Source organism: Nocardioides sp. NBC_00850 (genome assembly GCF_045207335.1).
Taxonomy (GTDB): domain Bacteria; phylum Actinomycetota; class Actinomycetes; order Propionibacteriales; family Nocardioidaceae; genus Nocardioides.
This window is the reverse complement of sequence record NZ_CP108845.1, coordinates 5093646-5117531: the sequence shown is the minus strand read 5'-3', so window position 1 is coordinate 5117531 and position 23886 is coordinate 5093646. Positions and strand designations below refer to the sequence as shown.

Below are 23886 nucleotides of genomic sequence, written 5' to 3'. Positions count from 1 at the left end.
CTCACGAGCCGCGGCACCCCAACGCCGAGGTGCCGACAGATCACTCTCAGGAGGCCTGTCCCGTGCGATCACACAGACAGCGCGGCGCGATCGGCGGAGCCTCGGCTCTCGCCGGCCTGCTCTGCGCCACGCTCCTCGTAGCCCCAGCGTCAACCGCAGCGTCAACCGCAGCGTCACCCACCGTGTCCGCCACCGATGCGCTCACGCGCGTGGACCACGCGCTGCCCTACAAGAACCCACGCCTCGCCACCAAGACCCGCGTCGCCGACCTGCTCGCCCGGATGACACTGGCCGAGAAGGTCGGTCAGATGGCCCAGGCCGAGCGCGCGGACGTCGCCGCGAACCCCGGCCAGATCGCCGAGCTCGGGCTCGGCAGCGTACTCTCCGGCGGCGGCTCGACCCCCGCCGAGAACACCCCGGAGGCCTGGGCCGACACGGTCGACGCCTTCCAGGAGCAGGCGCTCTCGACGCGGCTGGGGATCCCGCTGCTCTACGGCGTCGACTCGGTCCACGGTCACGGCAACCTCAACGGCGCGACCGTGTTCCCGCACAACATCGGCCTCGGCGCGACCCGTGACCCGAAGCTCGCCGAGCGGATCGGGCACATCACCGCGGAGGAGACCCGCGCGTCCGGGCCGCAGTGGACCTTCGCGCCGTGCATCTGCGTCGCCCGCGACGACCGGTGGGGGAGGACGTACGAGTCCTTCGGGGAGGACCCGAAGCTCGCCGCCAAGATGTCGCAGATGATCGAGGGGTTCCAGGGCGACAAGGGTGAGCTCGACGATCCCGACCGCGTCCTGGCCACCGCGAAGCACTTCGCCGGCGACGGCTTCACGACCTTCGGCACGGGCGAGGGCGACTACACCATCGACCAGGGCATCACCCAGGCCTCGCGCGCCGAGTTCGAGAAGCTGGCGCTCTCGCCGTACGTCACCGCCATCAAGAAGCACGACGTCGGCTCGGTGATGCCGTCCTTCTCCAGCGTCGACTGGACCGAGGACGGTCTCGGCAACCCACTCAAGATGCACGCCCACGAGGAGCTGGTCACGGGTTGGCTCAAGGAGAAGCAGGGCTTCGACGGCCTGGTGATCTCCGACTGGCGGGCGATTCACCAGATCCCGGGGACGTACGCCGAGCAGGTCGCCATCTCGGTCAACGCCGGCGTCGACATGTTCATGGAGCCGTTCTCCGGTGACACCGTCGGCTACCCGCAGTTCATCGAGACGCTGACCGCCGCGGTCGAGGACGGTGCCGTCCCGATGGCCCGCATCGACGACGCGGTCTCCCGGATCCTGACCGCGAAGTTCGACCTCGGCCTCTTCGAGAAGCCGTTCACCGACCGGCGCAACATCGACGAGATCGGCAGCGCCGCCCACCGTCGCGTCGCGCGCGAGGCGGTGGCGAAGTCTCAGGTTCTGCTCCGGAACAGGCACGCGCTCCCGCTCTCCGGAGGCGACGACGTCTACGTCGCGGGCAGCAAGGCCGACAGCATCGGCGACCAGGCCGGCGGCTGGACGATCACCTGGCAGGGCAACTCGACCCACCAGATCCCCGGCGACACGATCCTCGACGGCATCGAGTCCGCGGCCCGCGGCGAGGTGACCCACTCGCCCGACGCCTCCGCGCCGGTCCCGGCCGGCTCACATGGTGTCGTGGTCGTCGGCGAGCACCCGTACGCCGAGGGCTTCGGTGACATCGGCGGCCCCCGCTGGGGCTACGACCCCGGCGAGGGCGGCGTGCAGCGGCCCGCGCTGACGATGCACCTCAGCGAGGCCGACACCGCGGCGATCGAGACGGTCTGCGCGGCCGCCGCGACCTGCACGGTGCTCGTCGTCTCCGGGCGTCCGATGATCATCCCGCCCGGGCTGCTCGGGCAGATCGACGCCCTGGTCGCCTCCTGGCTGCCGGGCAGCGAGGGCAAGGGCGTCGCCGACGTGCTCTTCGGCAAGCGTCCGTTCACCGGGAAGCTCCCGGTGACCTGGCCCCGCTCGGTCGACCAGGAGCCGATCAACATCGGCGATTCCGACTATGACCCGCTGTTTGCGTACGGACACGGTCTGAAGACCCGCCGATAGCGAAAAGGCCCGGTCCGAGTTGTGCGAATCTTCGATTCGCGACGCTTGGATCGGGCCATTTCGGTGCATGATTCGTGCATGCAGACGCTTCGCGTAGACGTATCGGGACGAGCGCTCAGCTTCCCGCCCGACAAGATCGTCCGAATAGGGCGTTCGATTGATGCCGACGTGGTGCTCTCGTCATCCTCCGTCTCCCGCGCTCATGCGGAGCTGCGCCCGGACCCGTCCGGGTGGAAGCTGGTCGACGTCGGCTCCGCCGGAGGGACGTACGTCTCCGGCAGCCGCGTCACCGAGGTGCCGTTGACCGGGGCGACCGAGATCCAGCTCGGCCCGGCGGGACCGGGCTCGACGATCACCGTCACCCTCGACGACGCGCCGGTCGCGGCGGGTGCTCCGCGTGCCCAGGCGCCGGCTCCGCCGCCTCCGCCGGCGATGGCGGGCGCCACGGCTGCCCCGCCGTCCGGGGCGGCACCGGCGGCTCCGCCCCCGCCCGGCAACCTCCCGCCCGCGCCCCCGGCGCCCTCGGCGACCCAGGACATCTCGGAGATGACGATCGCGCCCGGGATGGCACGTCCGGTCGCCCCGGGGCAACCGCCGACCGCGCCGACCGGCCCCGACCTGCTGCTGGTCGCCGAGGGCAAGGAGCACCGCTTCCGCCACCCGGTCACGGTGACCATCGGCCGCGCGGCCGACAACTCGGTCGTACTGGAGGACCAGGGCGTCTCGCGCCAGCACGCCCGGCTGGTCGCCATCCCCGGCGGCTGGACCTTCGAGAACGGCTCCCAGACCGGGTCGTTCCTCAAGGGGAAGCCGCTGGTCAGGGAGGAGATCGACGAGGAGACCGAGATCCGCCTCGGGCACCCGGTCGCGGGCGAGATCCTCAAGGTCATCCCGATCTACGCTGCCGAGGTCGAGGTCGCTCGTGCCGCCGCGAAGCGCCGCAACAAGCTGCTGCTGTGGGGCGGGATCGGGGCCGCGGCCGCGGTCGTGGTCATCGGACTGGTGGTCGCGATGTTCGTCGTGCCCGGCGGCGAGTCGGCCGCTCAGGACACCGGCCTGACCAAGGACGAGCTCAACAGCGCGCAGCGGGCCGTCGTCTGGATCACGTACGCGCCGACCGAGGACACCATCGCGATGGGATCCGGGTCGATCGTCACCGAGGACGGCAAGATCCTCACCAACGCCCACGTCGCCGACCCGGCGAAGATCCCGGAGTACGCCGCGAAGGGCGAGGTCTCGCCCGAGGTCGTCAACATCCACCTGACCGACCCGGCCGAGGGTTACAAGGTCGGCGAGCCCGACTACATCGCCAAGGTCATCGAGTCCGACGGCGAGGTCGACAGCGCGGTCGTGCAGATCGTCGCCGACGGCGAGGGCAACCCGGTGAACCCGTCCTCGCTGGACCTGCCGACGATCTCGCTCGGCGACTCCAACGCGGTCGACCGCGGCGACTTCATCGCCACCATCGGCTTCCCGATGCTGCCGAAGGAGAGCTTCGCCGACAAGGAGGGCGTGCTCTTCCAGCCGCCGACCGTCGCCGAGGGCAACGTGGCGACGATCCTCTCCTTCGAAGGCGAGGAGCGGGCCGTCTTCGACGTCACCGCCCGGATCTCCAGCGGCAACTCGGGTGGCGCCGCGGTCAACGACGACGGTGAGCTCGTCGGCGTCCCGACCTCCATCGGGTGGGACGAGAGCAACGTCGTCACCGGCCAGGTCATCCCGCTCGCCCAGCACTTCCCGATCCTCGAGGCCGCCGGCGTGAAGGTGCCGGGCAACTAGGTAACCTGCGTCACATGACTGCTCTGCGCTTCTCCGGCCCGGTCCTTCCCGATGGAGAGGTGCGGGACCTCTATGTCCTCGACGGCCGCATCACCTACGAGCGGCCGTCGGGGGCGGAGACCGGCGCATCGGGCTGGATCGTGCCCGGCCTCGTCGACGCGCACTGCCACATCGGGCTCGGTCCCGACGGTGCCGTCGACCAGGAGACCGCCGAGGCTCAGGCGATCGCCGACCGCGACGCCGGCGCGCTGCTGCTTCGCGACGCCGGCTCAGCCGCCGACACCCGCTGGGTCCAGTCCCGCGAGGACCTGCCCCGGCTGATCCGCGCCGGTCGCCACATCGGACGTACGAAGCGCTACATGCGCAACTACGCCGACGAGGTCGAGCCCGACGGTCTGGCCGAGGCCGTCGAGCGGCAGGCGCGCTCCGGTGACGGCTGGGTCAAGCTCGTCGGCGACTGGATCGACCGGGCCGAGGGAGACCTGAAGCCGTCCTTCCCGGCGGAGTCGTTCGCCGAGGCGATCAAGGTGGCCCACGACAACGACGCGCGGGTCACGGCGCACTGCTTCGGCCGCGAGGTCCTGCCCGGCCTGATCGAGGCCGGGATCGACTGCATCGAGCACGGCACGGGCCTGACCCCGGACCTCGTCGAGGCCATGGCCGAGCAGGGCACCGCACTGGTCCCCACCGTCGCCCAGCTGGAGATCTTCCCCGACCTGGCCGCCGCCGCGGCACCCAAGTTCCCGACGTACGCCGCCACCATGGAGGACCTCTACGCCCGCCGTCGCGAGACGATCATGAGCGCCTACGAGGCAGGGGTCGCTCTCTACGCAGGCTCCGACGGCGCGGGGGACCAGCTGCACGGCGTACTCCCGACCGAGGTCGTCGCCATGCACCGCCTCGGTCTGCCCGCCGACGTCGTCCTCGGCGCCGCCTCCTGGCGCGCCCGGGAGTGGCTCGGCCACAACCCCGGCCTCGCCGAGGGCGACCCCGCCGACTTCGTCGTCTACGACACCAACCCCCTCGACGACCTCACCGTCCTCGCCCGGCCGGCTGCCGTCGTACTCCGGGGGAAGGTCTACGCCTGAGATTTCGCCGCTTCCGGGCACCTCTGGCAAACTGAGTTGTGTGTCCTGTGCGCAGGGACCCTCTCACCCAGCGCGACAGTGCCCGCCGAAGTTGCCTGACGGGTGTCCCCACACCGACACGGGCCTCTTCACCCATATTCGATTCCAAAGGAATACCACCAACAGTGGCTGTCAAGATCCGCTTGAAGCGCCTGGGCAAGATCCGGGTTCCGCAGTACCGCATCGTCATCGTCGACTCGCGCAAGAAGCGCGATGGCGCTGTCATCGAGGAGATCGGTCTCTACCGTCCCAAGGAGGAGCCGAGCTTCATCCAGGTCGACTCCGAGCGCGCCCAGTACTGGCTCGGCGTCGGCGCCCAGCCGACCCCGGCTCTCGAGGCGATCCTCAAGGTGACCGGCGACTGGCAGAAGTTCAAGGGCCTCCCGGGCGCCGAGGGCACCCTCCGGGTCGCCCCGCCGAAGCCCGACAAGCTCGAGCTCTTCAACAAGGCCCTCGCCGAGGCTCACGCCTCCGCCGGTGCCGAGGCCGTGACGAAGAAGTCCGCCAAGAAGGCCGAGGAGCCGAAGGCTGAGGAGCCCAAGGCCGAGGAGCCGAAGGCCGAGGAGCCCAAGGCCGAGGAGACCCCGGCCGCCGAGGCCGAGGCCTGAGCAGCATGCTCGCCGAAGCTCTCGAGCACCTCGTCCGAGGAGTCGTCGACAACCCGGACGAGGTGAGCGTGCGCGACAAGCAGCTTCGTCGCGGCTCCGTCCTCGAGGTCCGGGTCCACCCCGACGACCTCGGCAAGGTGATCGGCCGCGGCGGCCGCACCGCCACCGCGTTCCGTACGGTCATCTCCGCGCTGGCCGGCAAGGGCGGCGCGCGGATCGACTTCGTCGATGTCGACGGCGGTCGCTGAGCACGGCTGCATCAAACGCACAACGGGCGCCACTCCTTCGGGGGTGGCGCCCGTTGGTTTACCCGGTTAACCGGGTAAACCTGCACTTCTCTGGCAATGCAACGCCTGAGAAGTGCAGGAATCACCGGTTAACCGGTGATTCCTGCCCGGCACCCCACAGCCCCTAATCTCACTCCTGTGGAGTTGATCGAGGTGCTGGTCGGACGGATCGGCAAGCCGCATGGCATCCGGGGGTTCGTGACCGTCGAGGTGCGGACCGACGAGCCCGACCGGCGGTTCGCCGAGGGTACGGTGCTGCGGGCGCAGCCGCCGAAGGGATCGGCGTACGCCGCCAAGCAGCTGACCGTGGAGGGCGCCCGTTGGCACGGGCAGGTGCTCCAGGTCGCCTTCGAGGAGATCACCGACCGCAACGAGGCCGAGGCGGCTCGCGGGACGCTGCTCTTCGCCGACGTCCCGGCAGAGGAGACTCCCGAGGACCCCGACGAGTACTACGACCATCAGCTCGTCGGCCTGACCGCCTTCGACGAGGAGGGCCGCGAGCTGGGCACGGTGAAGGCGCTGGTCCATGGGGGAGCCCAGGACCTGCTGACGATCCGCACCCCTGACCGGCGCGATGCGCTGGTGCCGTTCGTGAAGGCGCTGGTGCCGGTCGTCGACCTCGCCGAGAAGAAGGTCGTCATCGCCGACCGCCCCGGCCTGGTCACGCCGTTCGCCGAGGACGAGGACGACGCCACGTGAGGCTCGACTACCTCACCATCTTCCCCGACTATCTCGCGCCGCTCCGGCTGAGCCTGCCGGGCAAGGCGATCGAGTCGGGGCTTCTGGAGATGCACGTCCACGACGTACGTGACTGGGCCCACGACCGCCACCGCACCGTCGACGACACGCCCTATGGCGGGGGCGCCGGGATGGTGATGAAGCCGGAGCCGTTCGGTGAGGCCTTCGACGAGCTGGCGATCGACGGCGCGACCGTGATCGTCACGACGCCGAGCGGTGAGCCGTTCACCCAGGCCCTGGCTCGCGACCTGTCGACCCGGGAAAGGCTCGTCTTCCTGCTCGGTCGCTACGAGGGCATCGACCAGCGCGTGCTCGACCACGCCGCCACCCGCGCCGAGGTCCGCGAGATCTCCCTGGGCGACTACGTCCTCAACGGGGGAGAGGTCGCCGCCATGGCGATCACGGAGGCCGTCGTACGTCTGCTCCCCGGGTTCATGGGCAACGCCGAGTCGCTCGTGGAGGAGTCCCACGAGGACGGCCTGTTGGAGTACCCGGTCTACACCAAGCCCGCCTCCTGGCGTGACCTCGAGGTCCCGAAGGTGCTGCTCAGCGGCGATCACAAGCGCATCGCGCAGTGGCGCCACGACCAGGCGGTGGCCCGGACCTCCGTACGCCGCCCCGACCTGCTCCACGCATCCCAGGCAGCCACGGAGTGGGAGATCGTGCCCGCCGTACGCGCCGATGTCCCCGAGCTGCACACGCTGCAGCTCGCCTGCTGGGTGCAGGAGATGCACGACAACCCCGGCGTCGAGATCCCGCCGCTGCACGAGTCGCTGGAGGACACCGTGCGCGCACTGGAGACGCACGACGTCTACGTGGTCCGCTCCGCCGGGCGGCTGGTCGGCTCGGTCCGTGCCCGGCTCGAGGGCGACGTCTGGGAGATCGGACGGCTGATGACCGCCCCGGACCTGCAGGGTCGAGGCCTCGGGCGTCAGCTACTGGACCACATCCAGGCGGTCGCGCCGGTGGATGTCAGGACGCACTCGCTCTTCACCGGAGCGAAGAGCGAGCGGAACCAGAGGATCTACAAGAAGGCCGGGTTCCGGCTGCGCCGCGACCTCGAGGCTCCGCCAGGCGCCGTCATCATGACGAAGACCCGCGCAACTCGACGGTAACGGAACGGCAACCGACAACTCTGTTACTTTCCTGTAACACAAGGCATCCGTCTCTGAAACGTTGCGTCGCAACGATGCCGGGCAATGCGTACGACGAGCGACGTGGCTCGCGTGACGCCACAGCCACATCCCGAGACTCAACTATGAGGCACTGAATGTCTGTCGAACTTGCATGGCAACTCCTGTGCGCGGCCCTGGTCATCTTCATGACTCCCGGCCTCGCCTTCTTCTACGGCGGTCTGGTGAAGGCCAAGTCCGTCGTCTCGATGATGATGCTGAGCTTCGGCTCGATCGCCGTCGTCACGATCCTCTATGTCCTCTACGGCGGCACCGGCATCGCTGGCAACGGCACCAGCGGTGGCAGCAAGCTCTTCGGTAACCCGTTCGAGGACTTCGGAATGACCGACCTCGTCACCTCTGCGGGTAGCGGCGACGCCGGCAACCTCTTCGGCGGACACGCCTTCCTGGTCGCCTTCTGCATCATCACCGTCGCCCTGGTCTCGGGGGCGGTCGCCGACCGTGCGCGCTTCTGGCCGTGGATGATCTTCGCGGTCTTCTTCGCCACCTTCGTGGTGTTCCCGACCTTCCGCTGGATCTGGGGCGTGGACGCCGACGGCAACTTCTACGGCTGGCTCGCCAACAACGTCTACGGCCTCGGCGGTGCGCTCGACTGGGCCGGCGGCACCGTGATCCACCAGTCCGCCGGTGCCGCGGCCCTCGCGCTCGCGCTCGTGCTCGGACGGCGCAAGGTCGGCTTCTCCAAGGAGGAGACGGTTGCCCACAACGTACCGCTCGTGCTGATCGGTACCGCGATCCTCTGGTTCGGCTGGTTCGGCTTCAACACCGGTGTCTTCGGCGCCGACGAGGGCCAGACCTCGCTGATCTTCCTCAACACCCTGCTGACCCCGGCCGCTGGTCTGATCGGCTGGATCGTTGTCGAGCAGTTCAAGGACGGCAAGCCGACCGCCGTCGGCGCCGCCTCCGGCATCGTCACCGGCCTGGTAGCCATCACGCCCGCCTGTGCGTTCGTGACCCCGGTCTGGGCCCTCGTCCTCGGCCTCGTCGCCGGTGCCATCTGCGCCCTGGCCGTCGAGATCAAGTTCAAGCTCGGCTTCGACGACACGCTCGACGTGGTCGGCATCCACCTGGTCGCCGGTTTCATCGGGTGCGTGTGGGTCGGCATCTTCGGCGCCGAGGTTCTCACCGGCGGCAGCCTGGTCTTCGGCGGCACCTTCAAGCTGCTCGGTGCCCAGGTCCTCTCCTCGCTCACCGTGATCGTGTTCTCGTTCGTGGTCGCCTTCATCATCGGCTTCGCGATCGAGAAGACCATCGGTTTCCGCGCCAAGGAGGAGGACGAGGTCGCCGGTATCGACACCGTTCTCCACGAGCCGGGCTACTCCGAGCTCGGCTGAGCCGTCGCATCGATCATGAGGCCCGTCCCGGTTCGCCGGGGCGGGCCTCGCGGCGTGTCTCAGCGAGGGCCGTAGGGAAGCTGTCGGGCCTGGTGCTGGATGCGGGTGCTGAGATCCTCGACCTCGGCCAGAACCGCCGGCGCGACCCACACAGGGGAGTGGCGGGTGCGCTTGGCTCGGGTGAGGATCCCGGACTGCTCCAGGCCGTCGATCGTCTCGGTGGGGTCCTCGATCCCGAGGCTCTTGGTGACCAGCTCGGCGTTGAGGATGGGCTCCTCGGTGAGCAGGTCGAGAAGACGGTACGCAGCCGACCCGGGCCGTGGGTCACCGGCCGCCTCGCCCCAGCTGCGCCGGATGCTCTCCAGCGTCTCTGCCGTCTTCCACGACTCGGTCGTCGCGATGGTCGTCGAGGCGGCGAGCATGGCGATGATCGTGGACGCGGTGCCGGCCCGGTAGTCGTTGAGGGCGGCGAAGTAGCGGTCGCGGTGCGCGACGAGCGCCGAGGCGATCGGGACGGCCAGATGGCGCGAGGCGCGGCGTCGCCGGAGCACGGCGTGGATGAGGGCCCGCCCGATACGGCCGTTGCCGTCGATGAAGGGGTGGATCGACTCGAACTGGGCGTGCACGATCGCGGCCTGGGCGATGGGGGAGAGGTCGTCGCGGTTGGCGAAGGCGACCAGGTCCTCGATGTAGTCGATGACCGTCTCCGGTGGCGGTGGCACGTGGAGGGTGTCGCGGGGTGCGTAGTCGGAGCCGCCGACCCAGTTCTGCACGACGCGGAACCTGCCGGCGCTGGCCGCCTCGTCGGGATGGCGTACGAACAGGTCACGGTGGGCGCGCAGGATCGCGTCGGAGATGATCTTTCGGGTCGTGTCGGCCTCGCTGATCAGCCGCTGCATCGCCTGGGTCGCGGATGCCATCGAGGTCGCCGAGGAGTTGGCGCCGATGCCGAGCAGGGCCCGACCGTAGTCGGCCAGGCTGGCCTCGACGTGCTCGATCTTGGAGGAGTCGATCGCCTCGGTGCGCAGCTGCAGGTGGTTGAGCCCGTCCATCGTCCGGCCGTGGACCAGGTCGAGATGGCGGAGTGCGCCCGCGCTGGCGGTCGTCATCGCCGCCACCGGCCGCTCCAGCGCCAGGTCGAGATCGGCGATATGCGGCGGCAGCGCCACCGTGACCTCACGGAGCAGCCGGTCCACGCGCGGACCGCGCGGGATCCGCTGCTTGTACGGACGCGTCACGTAGGTGTGCGGTGGCCAGTCGGTGTCGGTCACGGGGGCATCCTCGCACGGGCGCGGTTGTGCCGCGTACGTCGCGATTCCCGGCGGTCCACGGCGCTGTGGCAGACTTGTGGGCCGGTCCAGTCGGCCGAAGCACGCTCCGAAGATGACACCCGGAGGTGTCGCGACGGGCTCCTGCCACAGGGGGAACCGTACGCCGCCGGCCAGCGTGGCTGGACCACCGCCAAAGATCGCCCTGACCAGGGCATGGATGACCGCGATCGGCCTGTGGCGAGCGTGAGGAGAAAATGATGAGCAACGTACTCGCTGAGGTCGGCAACGTCGCCAAGCGCGACGACCTGCCGGAGTTCCGCGCCGGTGACACCGTCAAGGTGCACGTCAAGGTCGTCGAGGGCAGCCGGTCCCGCGTCCAGGTCTTCCAGGGCGTCGTGATCCGCGTCCACGGTTCCGGCATCGGCCGCACCTTCACCGTCCGCAAGGTCTCCTTCGGCGTGGGTGTCGAGCGCACCTTCCCGCTGCACTCCCCGATCTTCGAGCAGATCGAGGTCGTCACCCGCGGTGACGTCCGTCGCGCGAAGCTCTACTACCTGCGCAACCTGCGCGGCAAGAAGGCGAAGATCAAGGAGCGCCGCGAGGTCTGAGGGTTTCCTGAGCATTGCGAGTCGATGAGGCTCGTTGTGGAGGGAGTCTCTAGACTCACCGCGTGACTTCGAACGACCGCGATCCTTCCGTCGGCGTAGGGCCCCAGGCCCGCTGGGACGGGCCCGAGATGGGGGGATCGCGGTCGTTCTCGTCTTCTCCTCAGGCCCCGCGCTGGGCCTCTGAGCAGCAGGGCCCGGCCAACGGACCGCGCCGCGAGGAGGAGCACAAGCCCCGCCTGTCGGCCTGGCAGGAGGGCATCGTCCTGGTCGTTCTGGCCGTGCTGGTCGCGATCGTCGTGAAGGCCCTGTTCGTGCAGGCCTTCTACATCCCCTCGGAGTCCATGGAACCCGGCCTGCAGGGCGGCCCGTCGGTGGCGACCGACGACCGGGTGCTGGTGGAGAAGCCGTCCTACTGGCTCGCTGGCACGCCGCAGCGCGGCGATGTCGTGGTCTTCTCCGACCCGGGATCCTGGCTCGGTGTCGACGAGTCGGCAGGCCCCAACAATCTCTTCGGCAAGGCGCTCGCGGTCATCGGTCTCTACCCCGAGGGCGGCCACCTGGTGAAGCGTGTCATCGGAGTCCCCGGCGACGTCATCGAGTGCTGCGACAAGCAGGGTCGGCTGATCGTCAACGGCGTCCCGATCGACGAGCCGTACGCTCGGCCCTCCCAGACCAAGTGCGGCCGCCCCAACAAGGAGGGCGAGTGCTTCGGGCCGATGCCCGGCAACCGCCATTGGGAGGCCGGTCCGGTGCCCGAGGGGTCGCTGTTCGTGATGGGCGACAACCGGGCCAACTCGGCCGACTCGACCGTCCACATGTGCACGGCCAACGAGACCGACTGCGCGCTGGTGCCTTGGGTGCCGGAGGACAACGTGGTCGGTAAGGTCGTCGCGCTGGGCTGGCCGCTGGACCGGGCGAAGTGGATCCACCGGCCCGAGAGCTTCGAGGACGTGCCGTCACCGTGAGCAGTGCGCCAACTCTGCGAGTCGAGCGGTCCATGCTGCGCGACGGCGTCACCCATCTCGGTGCCGTCGACGAGGTGGGGCGCGGCGCGCTCTGTGGGCCGGTCTCGATCGGGATCGTGGTCATCACCGAGGCGACCCGCACAGCACCGCAGGGCGTACGCGACTCCAAGCTGCTCACTCCCGAGGCTCGCGAGATGCTCGCGCCGAAGGTGCGCCGCTGGGCCGTCGACTCGGCTGTCGGGCATGCGCTGGCCTCCGAGATCGACGAGGTCGGGATCATGGCCGCGATGCGGCTGGCCGGTCAGCGAGCGTTGAGCGCCCTGGACGTACGTCCTGACGCGCTGCTGCTCGACGGCAACCACAACTACCTGACCCCGCCCGTGCAGGAGGGCCTCTTCGGTGAGGTCTCCCAGATGGTGGAGGAGGTCGAGGTGCCGCCGGTGACGACGATGATCAAGGCCGACATGAAGTGTGCCGCCGTCGCCGCCGCCTCGATCCTGGCGAAGACCTCGCGCGACGCGCTGATGGTCGCGCTCCACGACGAATATCCCGACTACGCCTGGGCCGACAACAAGGGCTACTCCGCGCCCGCCCACATCGCGGCGCTGGAGCGCCTGGGACCGTCGGCATATCACCGCCGCTCGTGGAGTCTTCCCGGCTCTTCGCCTGTGTTGGCTCTAGAGTCCTGAACATGAGCGAGCGCCAGCGAGCGACCAATGACCTCAGGCCGCCGCGTGCGTATTCCTCGCTTTCCTCTACGGAGGCGGCGGCATGAGCGCGGAGGATCTCGAGAAGTACGAGACCGAGATGGAGCTGACCCTCTACCGCGAGTATCGCGACGTGGTCGGCATCTTCAAGTACGTCGTCGAGACCGACCGCCGCTTCTACCTGTGCAACCAGGTCGACGTGCGGGCGCGCACGGACTCGGGGGACGTCTACTTCGAGGTGTCGATGAACGACGTCTGGGTGTGGGACATGTATCGGCCGGCCCGGTTCGCGAAGGCGGTCAAGGTGCTCACGTTCAAGGACGTCAACGTCGAGACGCTCAACCCGACCGACATCGACCAGCCGCTGGACTGACGTACGGCTGATCTCGGGCCAGTTACCGTCCACAGGGCGATCTCGATCCGGGGTTATCCCCAGGCGCCCCGGAACCAGCCCGGATTGTCGGTGCTCGCGATGAGTCTGGACCTCGAAGCCGAAGGGCAGGAGGTCCATGATGAGTTCAACGGCGCCAGCGCGGATCGCGCTGGGAAACTACGGCGAATCGGTCGCCGAGAGGCATCTGGTCGAGGCGGGTATGACCGTGCTCGACCGCAACTGGCGATGTGCTGATGGGGAGATCGACCTGGTCCTGCGCGAGGGCGACACCCTCGTCGTCTGCGAGGTGAAGACCCGCAGCCATGACGGGTGCGGCACGCCGCACGAGGCGGTCGACAAGACCAAGCTCGACCGGCTGAAGCGGTTGGCGATCGCCTGGCTGGAGCAGCACGACGTGCGAGCCCCGGGGATCCGGATCGATCTCGTCGCGGTGATGCACGCGCCTCGTGGCTCGGCGCTGGTCGAGCACGTCAGGGGCCTGTGATGGGATACGCGCGAGCTCATGGCGTCGCCCTTCGGGGCGCTGTCGGCCACCTGGTCGACGTACAGGCCGACGTCTCGCCCGGCCTGGTCGGCGTGACGCTGGTCGGCCGTGCCGACAGCGTGCTGGCCGAGGGGCGCGACCGGGTCCGGATGGCGATCATCAACTCAGACCTCGAGTGGCCAGCGACCAAGCGGATCACGGTGCTGCTCTCGCCGGCCGACCTGCCGAAGGGCGGCTCGCACTACGACCTCGCGATGGCGTTGGCGATCCTCGCGGCCAGTGGCGAGCTCGAGACGACCGGGCTGGAGCGCACGGTCTTCATCGGGGAGCTGGCGCTCGACGGTGGGCTGCGGCCGACCTCCGGCGTGCTCCCGATGGTGCTCGCCGCCTCCCACGCCGGCATCGCTCGGGTGGTGGTGCCGGAGCCGCAGGTGGCCGAGGCGCGGATGGTGCCCGGGATGGAGATCCTCGGGTTCCGGTCGCTGGGCCAGGTGGTCGCCGAGCTGCGTGGCGAGCCGGTGCCCGACGCGCCGCCGGTCGCTACCGGCACGGGCGGCAGCCTGCTCGGCTGGCGAGGTGACCGCAGGCTCGACGACATGGACATGTCCGACCTTCGCGGCATGCCCGAGACCCGCTACGCGGTCGAGGTCGCGGCCGCCGGTGGACACCACCTGCTGCTCAAGGGACCGAAGGGCTGCGGCAAGACCTCGATCGCCGAGCGGATCCCGACGATCCTGCCCGATCTCTCGCGTGAGGAGTCGCTGGAGGTGATGGCGGTGCAGTCGCTGGCCGGGGTGCTCGACGTCGACCGAGGGCTCCTGACCCGGCCGCCGTTCGCGGCTCCCCACCACGATGCCTCCAAACCCGGCATCGTCGGCGGCGGCACCGGACGGGTCCGCCCGGGCCAGGTCTCGCTGTCCCACGCCGGCGTCCTCTTCCTCGATGAGTTCCCGTTGTTCAAGAGCGACGTCATCGAGTGCCTGCGCGAGCCGCTCGAGAGCGGCGACATCACGGTGTCGCGAGGCGAGGAGTCGGTGACGCTCCCGGCGCGCGCCCTCGTCGTGCTCGCCGCCAACCCGTGTCCGTGCGGCAACTTCGACGCCTCGATCACCAAGGACGGCTGCATCTGCCGGTCCAACGAGCGTCAGTCCTACGAGCGGAAGGTCTCCGGCCCGATCACCGACCGCATCGACATCATCCGCACGCTGCGGCCGATGTCCGAGCAGAACCATGACCCGTGGGGCTCGGAGACCAGCGCCGACATCCGTGAACGGGTCACGGCGGCCAGGCGCCGCCAACGTGAGCGCTACGCCGACTTCGGGTGGCGGTTGAACGGCCAGGCCAGCGGGATCGCCCTGCGCGACAACTGGCCGCTGCCGCCATCGGCCGAGGCGCTCATCGACTCACGCATCTTCTCCGGTGCCCTGACCCGTCGAGGTGCGGTGCGCGTGCATCGCCTCGCGTGGACGGTGGCCGACCTCGCCGGGGTCGATTGGCCGGGCGTCACCGAGACCGAGACGGCGCTCGCGCTGCGCAACGGCGGGTCGCTCACGGTCTCGGCGTTCGAGGGGAGGTCGGCATGACCGCGGCGCCCGTCGCACCGTCCTTCACCGACCTCGAGCGCGAGCGTCTGGCCCGGATCGCGCTGACCCAACTGATCGAGCCCGGCACCCCGCTGCTCGACCCCTGCATGGTGGGATCCACCGCGACCGAGGTCTACCGACGCTTCGCCGCGGAGGACCCCGACCTCGGCGACGACGGCCTCGAAGCCAGGCTGCGGCTGGCCCAGATCCACCCCGACCGCGACTTGGAGCGGGCGGCCAACGCCGGGTTCCGCTACGTCATCCCCGGCGACGAGGAGTGGCCCACCCAGGTCGAGCGGCTCGCCGGCCAGGAGCCTCTTCAATACCGCACCGGCACCCCACTCGGTCTGTGGGTGCGGGGGCCGCTCCTGCTCAGCGACCTCGACCGGTCGGTCGCGATCGTCGGGTCCCGAGACGCGACGGCCTACGGCGCCGACGCCGCGGCGCGGATCGCGGCCGACCTCGCGGTCAACGACTTCGTGACGGTATCCGGGGCAGCGGTCGGCATCGACGCGGCCGCGCACCGGGGCGCACTCACCGGCCCGCCTGGAAGCACCGTCGCCGTTCTCGCAGGTGGCGTCGACGTTCCCTACCCGCTCCGCAACCGGCGCCTGATCGACGCGATCGCCGAGAGCGGAGCGGTGATCTCGGAGATCGCGCCCGGGTTCCCGGTCACCCGCTATCGGTTCCTCTCCCGCAACCGGATCATCGCCGCCCTCGCCCGGGGCACCGTGGTCGTCGAGGCGGCAGCGCGCAGCGGCTCCCTCAACACCTCCCATTGGGCCTACAGCATCAACACACCCGTGATGGCGGTGCCGGGTCAGGTGGGCGCGATGACCTCGGTCGGCACCCATGAGCTCGTACGCAGCGGCAAAGGCGTCCTGGTGACCGACGGTCTCGACGTACGCGAGCTCGTCGGCGACATGGGGGAGGCCGTCCCCGAGGAACCCCGAGGCCCCGTACGCCGCCGCGACTCGCTCACCTCCGTCGAGAAGCAGGTTCTCGACGCGGTCCCGGTGAGCAGCCCCTCCTCACAGCTCGCCATCGCGAGGTCGGCATGCCTGCACCCGAAGACGGCCGGCACCGCGCTGTCGCGGCTCGAGGCGCTCGGTCTCGCCGAGCGGTTCCCCGATGGGTGGCAGCTGGCACCGGGCGCGGCTCGCACCTGAGGCCCGGGCAAACACCTATCCTGGCTCGGGTGAGCGCTGAACCCGAGAGGGACCCGGAAGGCGGGGCCGCGGAAGCGGAGCTGCCCGAGGTCTACGCCGCGCTGCTCGGGGACTACGAGCGACACCTCAGCGCCGAACGCGGGCTCTCCGACCACACGGTCCGGGCCTACCTGGGCGACATCCGCAGCCTGCTCGACCACGCCGGCCGCATGGGCCGCACCGAGCCCGAGGCGATCGACCTGCGCACGCTGCGCAGCTGGCTGGCCAAGCAGCAGACGACCGGCCACTCACGTACGACCCTGGCCCGGAGAGCCACCGCGGCCCGGGTCTTCTGCGGATGGCTGGTCCGGACCGGCCGGGCGCAGGTCGATGCCGGTGCCGCGCTCGGCTCGCCCAAGGCCCACCGGACCCTTCCGCCCGTGCTACGCCCGGACGAGGTCGAGTCCCTCATCGCCGCCGCCATCACAGCGGCCGAGGACGGCACGCCGGTCGGGATGCGCGATATCGCCGCGCTGGAGATGCTCTACGCGACCGGCGCCCGCGTCGGTGAGCTCGTCGGCCTCGACCTGGACGATGTCGACTACGAACGCCGCGTCATCCGGGTGCTCGGCAAGGGACGCAAGGAGCGGATGGTGCCCTTCGGCGGCCCCGCGGTGCGCGCGCTCGACCGTTGGGTCGTCCGTGGCCGCCCGCAGCTCGTCACCGAGTCCTCCGGACCGGCCCTGTTTCTCGGGGCCCGCGGCGGCCGGCTCGACCAGCGTGCCGTACGCACCCTCGTCCACCGCCGCCTCGCCGACGTCCCCGGCGCCCCCGACATCGGTCCCCACGGCCTGCGCCACAGCACCGCCACCCACCTCCTCGAGGGTGGCGCCGACCTGCGCTCGGTCCAAGAGCTCCTCGGTCACGCCAGCCTGGCCACCACCCAGATCTATACCCACGTCAGCAGCGACCGGCTCCGCAAGGCCTACCGTCAGGCCCACCCCCGCGCCTGATCCGACGAGACGTCACCCGCGTCGGCCGAGTGTGTAGTTGTGGCGGCCGAGAAGTGAGTTGTGGGCGACGAAAGTCGAGCTTCTTCGCCCACAACTACGGTTTCGGCCCGCCACAACTGCGGATTCGGCCTACCGGATCGGGTCGCCGCGCCAGAGGGGGAGGAGCCGGACCGGCTGCGGTGCGTCGACGAGCAGGAGCGGGTCGAGGTAGACATCGTCCGCGTTGCGGATCCAGCCCCAATGCAGACAGGCGGCCGGGAAGCAGTGGGAGCTGGCGATACCGAGCCGGCCCAACGGCGCTCCGGCCGCGACCGGATCGCCGACGGCCACGGTGGCCACGACCGGCTCATAGGTGGTCCGCGTGGCTCCGTGGTCGACGCTCACCACCGCCTTGCCGGCGATCACTCCGACGAACGCGACCGTGCCGGCCATCGCGGCGCGGACGACCGCGCCCGGCGACCCGGCCAGGTCCACGCCGCGATGACCCGCACCCCACGGAGCATCTGGTGGATCGAAGCGGCGCACGACCTCCGGCTGGGGCGCCAGTGGCCATTCGCCCTGGGGGACTTCGTCGGCTTCTCCGACCGGGCTCGGACCCTCGTCGTGACCCATTGCCCCACCCAGCGAGGCGCCGGACGGCGCCACCTCGGCACGTGGCGTTCCGAGGGCTGGGCTTGCCGGGGCGATGAGGACGACGAGGAACAGGGCCGCGACGAGGGCACGGGCCCGGTCGGAGAGGCGGTACGAGGTCATGACGAGCAGACAACCCCGGATCGAGGACCCGCACAACGAGCGGCGTACGTCCTGTGGATAACCCCGTCCCGAGACACCCCTGTGGACACTGATCGGCCCGCGCCGGAGCCGGTCACGGAGGATTGGCCCGAGACCCCGGTCGGCGGCTAGTCTTGGACCGGCAGCCCCCTGTGGGCTGACTTCGCACGCCAGCAGACCGCGACGGTGCCTCGCTCCGAGACGCCGGTCGCCCGCGGGCGCGGCCCTCAGTCCCGAGCAGCACGCTCAGGTCGGACCGCGTGCAGGCGTCAGGGCCCATCAGCACTGATGGGCGCGAAACTGAAAACCGACCGGCTCGCGCCAACACCCGCCCGACCTCGAGAAACGCAAGGTCGAGCAACCAGCGGTGCACACGCGGGCCACCACCTAGGAGAAAAAACATCATGGCAGTCGTGACCATGCGCCAGCTCCTCGAGAGCGGCGTCCACTTCGGACACCAGACCCGTCGCTGGAACCCGAAGATGAAGCGGTTCATCCTCACGGACCGCAACGGCATCTACATCATCGACCTTCAGCAGTCGCTGGCCTACATCGACCGCAGCTACGCCTTCATCAAGGAGACCGTGGCCAAGGGCGGCACGATCATGTTCGTGGGCACCAAGAAGCAGGCCCAGGAGGCCATCGCCGAGCAGGCGACGCGCGTCGGGATGCCCTACGTCAACCAGCGCTGGCTGGGCGGCATGCTCACCAACTTCCAGACCGTGCACCAGCGGATCAACCGCCTCAAGGAGCTCGACGAGGTCAACTTCGACGACGTCGCCGGCTCGGGCCGCACGAAGAAGGAGCTCCTGCAGATGAAGCGGGAGCGCGACAAGCTCGAGAAGACCCTGGGCGGCATCCGCGAGATGGGTCGCACCCCGTCCGCCGTGTGGATCGTCGACACCAAGAAGGAGCACCTCGCTGTCGAGGAGGCTCGCAAGCTCAGGATCCCGATCGTCGGCATCCTGGACACCAACTGCGACCCCGACGAGGTCGACTTCCCGATCCCGGGCAACGACGACGCCATCCGCGCGGTCGGCCTGCTGACCCGCGTGGTCGCCGACGCCGTCGCCGAGGGCCTCATCGCCCGCTCCGGTGGCAAGACCGAGGGCACCGAGGGCGCCACCGCCGAGGAGCCGCTGGCCGAGTGGGAGCGCGAGCTCCTGGCGACCCCGGCTGCCGAGGAGGCGAAGGCCGAGGAGACCCCGGCCGCCGAGGCCCCCGCCGCCGAGGCGCCCGCCGCTGAGGCTGCTGAGACCACCGAGGCTCCGGCCGAGGAGACCCCCGCCGAGAGCCCCGAGGCCCCGGCCGAGGCCTGAGCCTCATCGTCCACCCAAAGCCACTTAACAAGTCAGAGGAAGACACGCATGGCTTACACCGCTGCCGACGTCAAGAAGCTCCGTGAGCTGACCCAGGCCGGCATGATGGACTGCAAGAAGGCGCTCGACGAGGCTGACGGCAACTTCGACAAGGCTGTCGAGATCCTTCGCGTCAAGGGCACGGCCAAGGCCGCCGCCCGCGCCGCGGAGCGCACCACCTCGGCCGGCCTCGTCGCCGCGTCCGGCAACGCTCTGGTCAGCCTCCTCTCGGAGACCGACTTCGTCGCCAAGAACGAGAGCTTCGTCGCTGCTGCCCAGCAGATCGCCGAGGCCGCCGACGCCAACAAGGTCAACGACCTCGAGGCCCTCAAGGCCATCTCGCTCGGCGACAAGACCGTCGGCGAGACCGTCGAGGAGCTCGCCCGCACCATCGGCGAGAAGATCGAGCTCGGCCAGGTCGCCTACTTCGAGGGTGAGACCACGGTCTACCTGCACAAGAAGGCCTCCGACCTGCCGCCGAGCCTCGGCGTCCTGGTCGCCTACGAGGGTGACGAGGCGGCCGCGAAGCAGGCCGCCCAGCAGGCTGCCGCGCTCAAGGCGCAGTACCTCACCTCCGACGAGGTGCCGGCCGACGTGGTCGACGCCGAGAAGGACGTCCTCACCAAGAAGACGCTCGAGGAGGGCAAGCCCGAGGCTGCCGTCGCCAAGATCGTCGAGGGCCGGATCAAGGCGTTCTTCAAGGAGATCGTCCTGCTCGACCAGGAGTCGGTCTTCGAGTCGAAGAAGTCCGTCAAGCAGGTCCTCGACGCCGCCAACACGCAGGTGAAGCAGTTCGCCCGCTTCGACGTCGGCGCCTGAACCGAGCCTGACTCCGCGCCAACGGCGCGTGATCAGTTAGGTTGAGCAGCAACGTACGACGAAAGGGGCCGGTCCGATGAACCGAATGGTGATCATCGGACCGGCCCTTTCGTACGCCACCCCTACATGCACCACCCCGCAAGACGTCGCCCCAGGAAAGGCCACGGCATGACCCGCTACCAGCGCATCCTGATCAAGCTGTCCGGAGAGAACTTCGGCGGTGGCGAGGTCGGTGTCGACCCCATCGTGGTCGCCGCGATCGCCAAGGAGATCTCCGCTGTCGCGGCCTCCGGCGTGCAGGTCGCGATCGTCGTCGGCGGTGGCAACTTCTTCCGCGGCGCCGAGCTCCAGCTGGCCGGCATGGACCGGTCCCGCGCCGACTACATGGGCATGCTCGGCACCGTGATGAACTGCCTCGCGCTGCAGGACTTCCTCGAGAAGGAGGGTGTCGACACCCGTGTGCAGACCGCGATCACGATGGGCCAGGTCGCCGAGCCCTACATCCCGCGCAAGGCCATGCGTCACCTCGAGAAGGGCCGCGTCGTGATCTTCGGCGCCGGCTCCGGCATGCCCTACTTCTCCACCGACACCGTCGCCGCCCAGCGCGCCCTCGAGGTCCACGCCGAGGTGGTCCTGATGGCCAAGAACGGCGTCGACGGGATCTACACCGCCGACCCGAAGAAGGACCCGACGGCGACGAAGTACGATGAGATCACCTTCGGTGAGGCGCTGCAGAAGCAGCTCAAGATCGCCGACGCCACCGCGTTCGCCCTCTGCATGGAGAACAAGATGCCGATCGTCGTCTACGGTGCGGAGGACGAGGGGGCGGTCTACCGGATCGTCCAGGGTGAGAAGATCGGTACGCTCGTCACCGCTGGCTGAGCGGCACGAGCCCACACGCCACCCACACCCACAACACTTACGAGCGCACAGGAGCATCCGGTGATCAACGACATCCTCAACGAGGCCGACAGCAAGATGGTGAAGTCGGTGGACTCCACGCGTGAGGACTTCGCCACGATTCGTGCCGGCCGGGCCACCCCGCAGATGTTCAGCAAGATCCTGGTCGACTACTACGGCACCCCGACGCCGATCCAGCAGCTCGCCTCGTTCACCAGCCCCGAGCCGCGGATCATCAACATCGCCCCGTTCGACATCGGCGCGATGGCCAACGTCGAGAAGGCGATCCGCGACTCCGACCTCGGCGTCAACCCGTCCAACGACGGCAAGATCCTGCGTGCGGTCTTCCCGGAGCTGACCGAGGAGCGCCGCAAGGAATACATCAAGCTCGCCAAGGAGAAGGCCGAGCAGGGCCGCGTCTCCGTGCGTCAGGTGCGCCAGAAGGCCAAGCAGGGTCTTGAGAAGCTCGAGAAGGACGGCGAGGCCAGCAAGGACGACGTCACCGGTGCCGAGAAGCGCCTCGACAGCCTCACCAAGAAGCACACCGACGCGATCGACGAGCTGCTCAAGTCCAAGGAAGCCGAGCTGCTCGAGGTCTGAGCCTGTGACCCTGCGACGAAGTCGCAGGGTCACAACGCGAAGAGATCGAGCGACCGCGCCGCTGAGCTTGCGAAGCGGCGACCGCGTGTCGAGATCCATCGCGCGACGCAGTCGAGCCCCACAAGCGCCGCGGCCGGGATCCAGAAGAAAGACCTGAGCATGAAGGAATCACTCGTGAGCCAGACGCCGCCGTCTCCTTCTCCGTCAGCTTCCGAGCCGCCGAAGAAGGACTACGGCCGCGCCGGCCGCAACCTGCCCGCGGCGATCGGCTCTGCCGTCGTCCTCCTGGTCGCCATCGCGCTGAGCCTGATGTTCGTGAAGACGGCGTTCATGCTGATCGTCGTCGGCTGTGTCGTCGCTGCGGTCTGGGAGCTCCACCGGGGCCTGATGGCCAAGGACATGGACGTCCCCGAGCAACCGCTGATGATCGGCGGCACGGTGATGGTCCTGGTCGCCTACTTCCTGGGCTCCGACGCGCTGGTGACGGCCACCGCGGTGACCGCTCTGGTGATCATGCTATGGGTGCTGCGGCGTGGGGTCGACGGCTACGTACGCACCTCGGCCGCTGCCGTCCTCACCCTGTTCTACCTGCCGTTCCTGGGCTCGTTCGTCGCGCTCATGCTCCGCGAGGGCGGCGGCTGGACCTCGGGCGGCCTCTCCGACGACGGCGTACGCGGCATCATCGTCTGGGTCCTGCTCACGATCATGTCCGACATCGGCGGCTACGTGGCCGGGGTCCTCTTCGGCAAGCACCCGATGGCGCCGGTGATCTCCCCGAAGAAGTCGTGGGAGGGCTTCGTCGGCTCGGTGGTCTTCACCGTCGCCACCGGCGTCGGCCTGGTCGTATGGCTGCTCGACGGCGCCTGGTGGGTCGGTGTCGCGCTCGGCGTGGTCGCCTGCGTGATGGCCGTCCTCGGCGACCTGGTCGAGTCGGTCATCAAGCGCGACCTCGGCATCAAGGACATGAGTCAGATCATCCCCGGCCACGGCGGCCTCATGGACCGCCTCGACTCGCTCCTGGCGACCGTCGCCCCGGTCTGGCTGATCCTCCACTACGCCGTCTTCTGACCGGGTTCCAGCCGGATGCTCTTCCTCGTACGCCACGGACGACCCATCCAGGTGCGCGGCGTCGCCGCGGAGCACTGGGAGCTCGACCCGGCCGGGTTCGACGACGTCTGGGCTCTGCGTGACCGGCTGCCGGCCGGCGCGGCGTGGTACTCCTCGCCCGAGCCCAAGGCACAGCAGACCGCCCAGCTCCTCACCGACGGCGACGTCGGTGTGGTCGATGCTCTCCGTGAGCACCGCCGCGGCGAGGCCTGGATCGAGGACTTCCACGCCACAGTCGAGCGAGCGTTCGCGGAGCCGACGCTGCCGGCGTACGACGGCTGGGAGCCGCTCGAGGAGTGCCGCGCCCGCGTGACGAAGGCCGTTGGCGGAATCCTCTCGGCCCACGCGGGCGAAGACGCCGTGCTCATCGGTCACGGCACGGCCTGGACCGTCCTGGTGAGCGAGCTGACGGGCACGCCGCCAGATCTCGCCCGGTGGCGAGACCTCGCCTTCCCAGACCTGATCACCGTCGACGCCTGATCGGCCGCAATCACCCAGAGTTCGTCGGGGCAGCGATTCTTTACCAAAGGAAGTCGTCGTTCGGCGCTACGGTTGAAGAGTGACCCAGCGTCCCGCGGACCTCGACGTGGACTCCGATCCAGACGTCGAGGCAGATCACGGCCCGGAGGAGGAGTCCTCGGGGTCCAGTGGCCTGTCGGCATGGCTGCACGACTCGCACCCGACTGTGGCGGCCCTGGTCGGCTTCTACATCGGCTTGGCGTACGCGATCCTCGTGCCCGGCACCTGGGGCGCGCTGCTGACGTGGGTCGTCGGGCAGGAGCGGGCCGAGGAGCTGTTCCCGTGGGTGGCGCTGACCCTGCTGGTGCCCCTGGCTCTGCTCATCCCGCGCAAGACCCGCCGCCTGGCCGAGTTCGTCTGGCTGGGAATCATCCTCACCGTGCTGGTGGTGGTCGGTGTCGGCTCGCTGGTCTTCTGGATCCTGCTGAAGACGGGCTGACCGGGCGGGCCGGATCCAGGTTTAGCCGTACGCCGCACCCCGGTGGGACAATGGATGCG

At 69.4% G+C, this 23886-nt stretch carries 25 protein-coding genes and 1 pseudogene; 24 read left to right on the top strand and 2 right to left on the bottom strand.

What is annotated here, in order from left to right; all coding sequences use genetic code 11:
• Positions 1-182: 182 nt before the first annotated feature.
• The 9 genes and pseudogenes from OH802_RS24835 (at position 183) to OH802_RS24795 (ending at position 9141) form a co-directional block, all read left to right on the top strand.
• Positions 183-2075, top strand: coding sequence for a glycoside hydrolase family 3 protein (locus OH802_RS24835; RefSeq protein WP_406023068.1), 1893 nt, complete (start codon positions 183-185; stop codon positions 2073-2075).
• Between the two features lie 78 nt (positions 2076-2153).
• Positions 2154-3854 carry an FHA domain-containing protein gene (locus OH802_RS24830; protein WP_406023066.1) on the top strand — a complete coding sequence of 567 codons (1701 nt, stop codon included), beginning with the start codon at positions 2154-2156 and terminating at the stop codon, positions 3852-3854.
• Between the two features lie 14 nt (positions 3855-3868).
• Positions 3869-4942 (top strand): amidohydrolase family protein, encoded by a 1074-nt coding sequence (locus OH802_RS24825; protein WP_406023064.1) that lies wholly within the window; start codon positions 3869-3871, stop codon positions 4940-4942.
• 164 nt (positions 4943-5106) lie between these two features.
• Positions 5107-5589, top strand: coding sequence for a 30S ribosomal protein S16 (gene rpsP, locus OH802_RS24820; protein ID WP_160024482.1), 483 nt, complete (start codon positions 5107-5109; stop codon positions 5587-5589).
• A 5-nt stretch (positions 5590-5594) separates the two neighbouring features.
• Positions 5595-5837 carry an RNA-binding protein gene (locus OH802_RS24815; protein ID WP_008363327.1) on the top strand — a complete coding sequence of 81 codons (243 nt, stop codon included), beginning with the start codon at positions 5595-5597 and terminating at the stop codon, positions 5835-5837.
• Positions 5838-6014: 177 nt separating this feature from the next.
• On the top strand, positions 6015-6575 hold the full coding sequence (gene rimM / locus OH802_RS24810; protein WP_406023062.1) for a ribosome maturation factor RimM: 561 nt from the start codon (positions 6015-6017) through the stop codon (positions 6573-6575).
• Positions 6572-7240 (top strand): annotated as a pseudogene (gene trmD / locus OH802_RS24805) (tRNA (guanosine(37)-N1)-methyltransferase TrmD); the annotation flags it as partial. The gene rimM and the pseudogene trmD, both read left to right, overlap by 4 nt.
• A 102-nt stretch (positions 7241-7342) precedes the next feature.
• Positions 7343-7729 (top strand): GNAT family N-acetyltransferase, encoded by a 387-nt coding sequence (locus tag OH802_RS24800; RefSeq protein ID WP_406029403.1) that lies wholly within the window; start codon positions 7343-7345, stop codon positions 7727-7729.
• 155 nt (positions 7730-7884) lie between these two features.
• Entirely contained in the window at positions 7885-9141 is a 1257-nt protein-coding gene (locus OH802_RS24795; protein WP_406023060.1) for an ammonium transporter, read from the top strand.
• A gap of 59 nt (positions 9142-9200) precedes the next feature.
• On the opposite strand, the gene OH802_RS24790 is transcribed toward OH802_RS24795, so the two are convergent.
• On the bottom strand, positions 9201-10412 hold the full coding sequence (locus OH802_RS24790) for a Fic family protein (protein WP_406023058.1): 1212 nt from the start codon (positions 10410-10412) through the stop codon (positions 9201-9203).
• A 257-nt stretch (positions 10413-10669) separates the two neighbouring features.
• Here OH802_RS24790 and rplS point away from each other — a divergent pair, with 257 nt between their 5' ends.
• The 8 genes from rplS (at position 10670) to OH802_RS24750 (ending at position 17314) form a co-directional block, all read left to right on the top strand.
• Positions 10670-11020, top strand: coding sequence for a 50S ribosomal protein L19 (rplS, locus tag OH802_RS24785; protein ID WP_406023056.1), 351 nt, complete (start codon positions 10670-10672; stop codon positions 11018-11020).
• Between the two features lie 62 nt (positions 11021-11082).
• Entirely contained in the window at positions 11083-11985 is a 903-nt protein-coding gene (gene lepB / locus OH802_RS24780; protein WP_406023054.1) for a signal peptidase I, read from the top strand.
• Positions 11982-12674 carry a ribonuclease HII gene (locus tag OH802_RS24775; RefSeq protein WP_406023052.1) on the top strand — a complete coding sequence of 231 codons (693 nt, stop codon included), beginning with the start codon at positions 11982-11984 and terminating at the stop codon, positions 12672-12674. The genes lepB and OH802_RS24775 overlap by 4 nt, the downstream gene beginning before the upstream one ends.
• Positions 12675-12756: 82 nt before the next feature.
• Positions 12757-13065 (top strand): DUF2469 domain-containing protein, encoded by a 309-nt coding sequence (locus tag OH802_RS24770; RefSeq protein WP_045550889.1) that lies wholly within the window; start codon positions 12757-12759, stop codon positions 13063-13065.
• 139 nt (positions 13066-13204) lie between these two features.
• Complete coding sequence (locus OH802_RS24765) at positions 13205-13570, top strand: YraN family protein (RefSeq protein ID WP_160024477.1); 366 nt, start codon at positions 13205-13207, stop codon at positions 13568-13570.
• Positions 13570-15153, top strand: coding sequence for a YifB family Mg chelatase-like AAA ATPase (locus OH802_RS24760; RefSeq protein ID WP_406023049.1), 1584 nt, complete (start codon positions 13570-13572; stop codon positions 15151-15153). Before OH802_RS24765 ends, OH802_RS24760 begins: the two co-directional genes overlap by 1 nt.
• Entirely contained in the window at positions 15150-16322 is a 1173-nt protein-coding gene (gene dprA, locus OH802_RS24755) for a DNA-processing protein DprA (protein WP_406023047.1), read from the top strand. The genes OH802_RS24760 and dprA overlap by 4 nt, the downstream gene beginning before the upstream one ends.
• Before the next feature lie 29 nt (positions 16323-16351).
• A complete protein-coding gene (locus OH802_RS24750; RefSeq protein ID WP_406023045.1) occupies positions 16352-17314 on the top strand; it encodes a tyrosine recombinase XerC in 963 nt (320 codons plus the stop codon).
• Positions 17315-17443: 129 nt separating this feature from the next.
• On the opposite strand, the gene OH802_RS24745 is transcribed toward OH802_RS24750, so the two are convergent.
• On the bottom strand, positions 17444-18067 hold the full coding sequence (locus tag OH802_RS24745; RefSeq protein ID WP_406023043.1) for a M23 family metallopeptidase: 624 nt from the start codon (positions 18065-18067) through the stop codon (positions 17444-17446).
• 422 nt (positions 18068-18489) lie between these two features.
• Here OH802_RS24745 and rpsB point away from each other — a divergent pair, with 422 nt between their 5' ends.
• The 7 genes from rpsB to OH802_RS24710 all read left to right on the top strand — a co-directional run bounded on the left by rpsB (position 18490) and on the right by OH802_RS24710 (position 23827).
• Positions 18490-19404 carry a 30S ribosomal protein S2 gene (gene rpsB, locus OH802_RS24740; protein ID WP_406023041.1) on the top strand — a complete coding sequence of 305 codons (915 nt, stop codon included), beginning with the start codon at positions 18490-18492 and terminating at the stop codon, positions 19402-19404.
• Between the two features lie 48 nt (positions 19405-19452).
• Positions 19453-20262: a translation elongation factor Ts gene (gene tsf / locus OH802_RS24735; protein WP_355229204.1), complete on the top strand. Its 810-nt coding sequence runs from the start codon at positions 19453-19455 to the stop codon at positions 20260-20262.
• A gap of 168 nt (positions 20263-20430) precedes the next feature.
• The gene (gene pyrH / locus OH802_RS24730; protein WP_406023039.1) at positions 20431-21144 is read left to right on the top strand and encodes a UMP kinase; all 714 of its coding nucleotides are present in this window, start codon (positions 20431-20433) and stop codon (positions 21142-21144) included.
• Between the two features lie 63 nt (positions 21145-21207).
• Positions 21208-21762, top strand: a complete 555-nt coding sequence (gene frr / locus OH802_RS24725; protein WP_201451342.1) for a ribosome recycling factor — start codon at positions 21208-21210, stop codon at positions 21760-21762.
• A gap of 174 nt (positions 21763-21936) precedes the next feature.
• Positions 21937-22830: a phosphatidate cytidylyltransferase gene (locus tag OH802_RS24720; RefSeq protein ID WP_406023037.1), complete on the top strand. Its 894-nt coding sequence runs from the start codon at positions 21937-21939 to the stop codon at positions 22828-22830.
• Between the two features lie 15 nt (positions 22831-22845).
• Positions 22846-23349 carry a histidine phosphatase family protein gene (locus tag OH802_RS24715; protein ID WP_406023035.1) on the top strand — a complete coding sequence of 168 codons (504 nt, stop codon included), beginning with the start codon at positions 22846-22848 and terminating at the stop codon, positions 23347-23349.
• A gap of 79 nt (positions 23350-23428) precedes the next feature.
• Positions 23429-23827, top strand: a complete 399-nt coding sequence (locus OH802_RS24710; protein ID WP_355229198.1) for a hypothetical protein — start codon at positions 23429-23431, stop codon at positions 23825-23827.
• Positions 23828-23886: the final 59 nt, after the last annotated feature.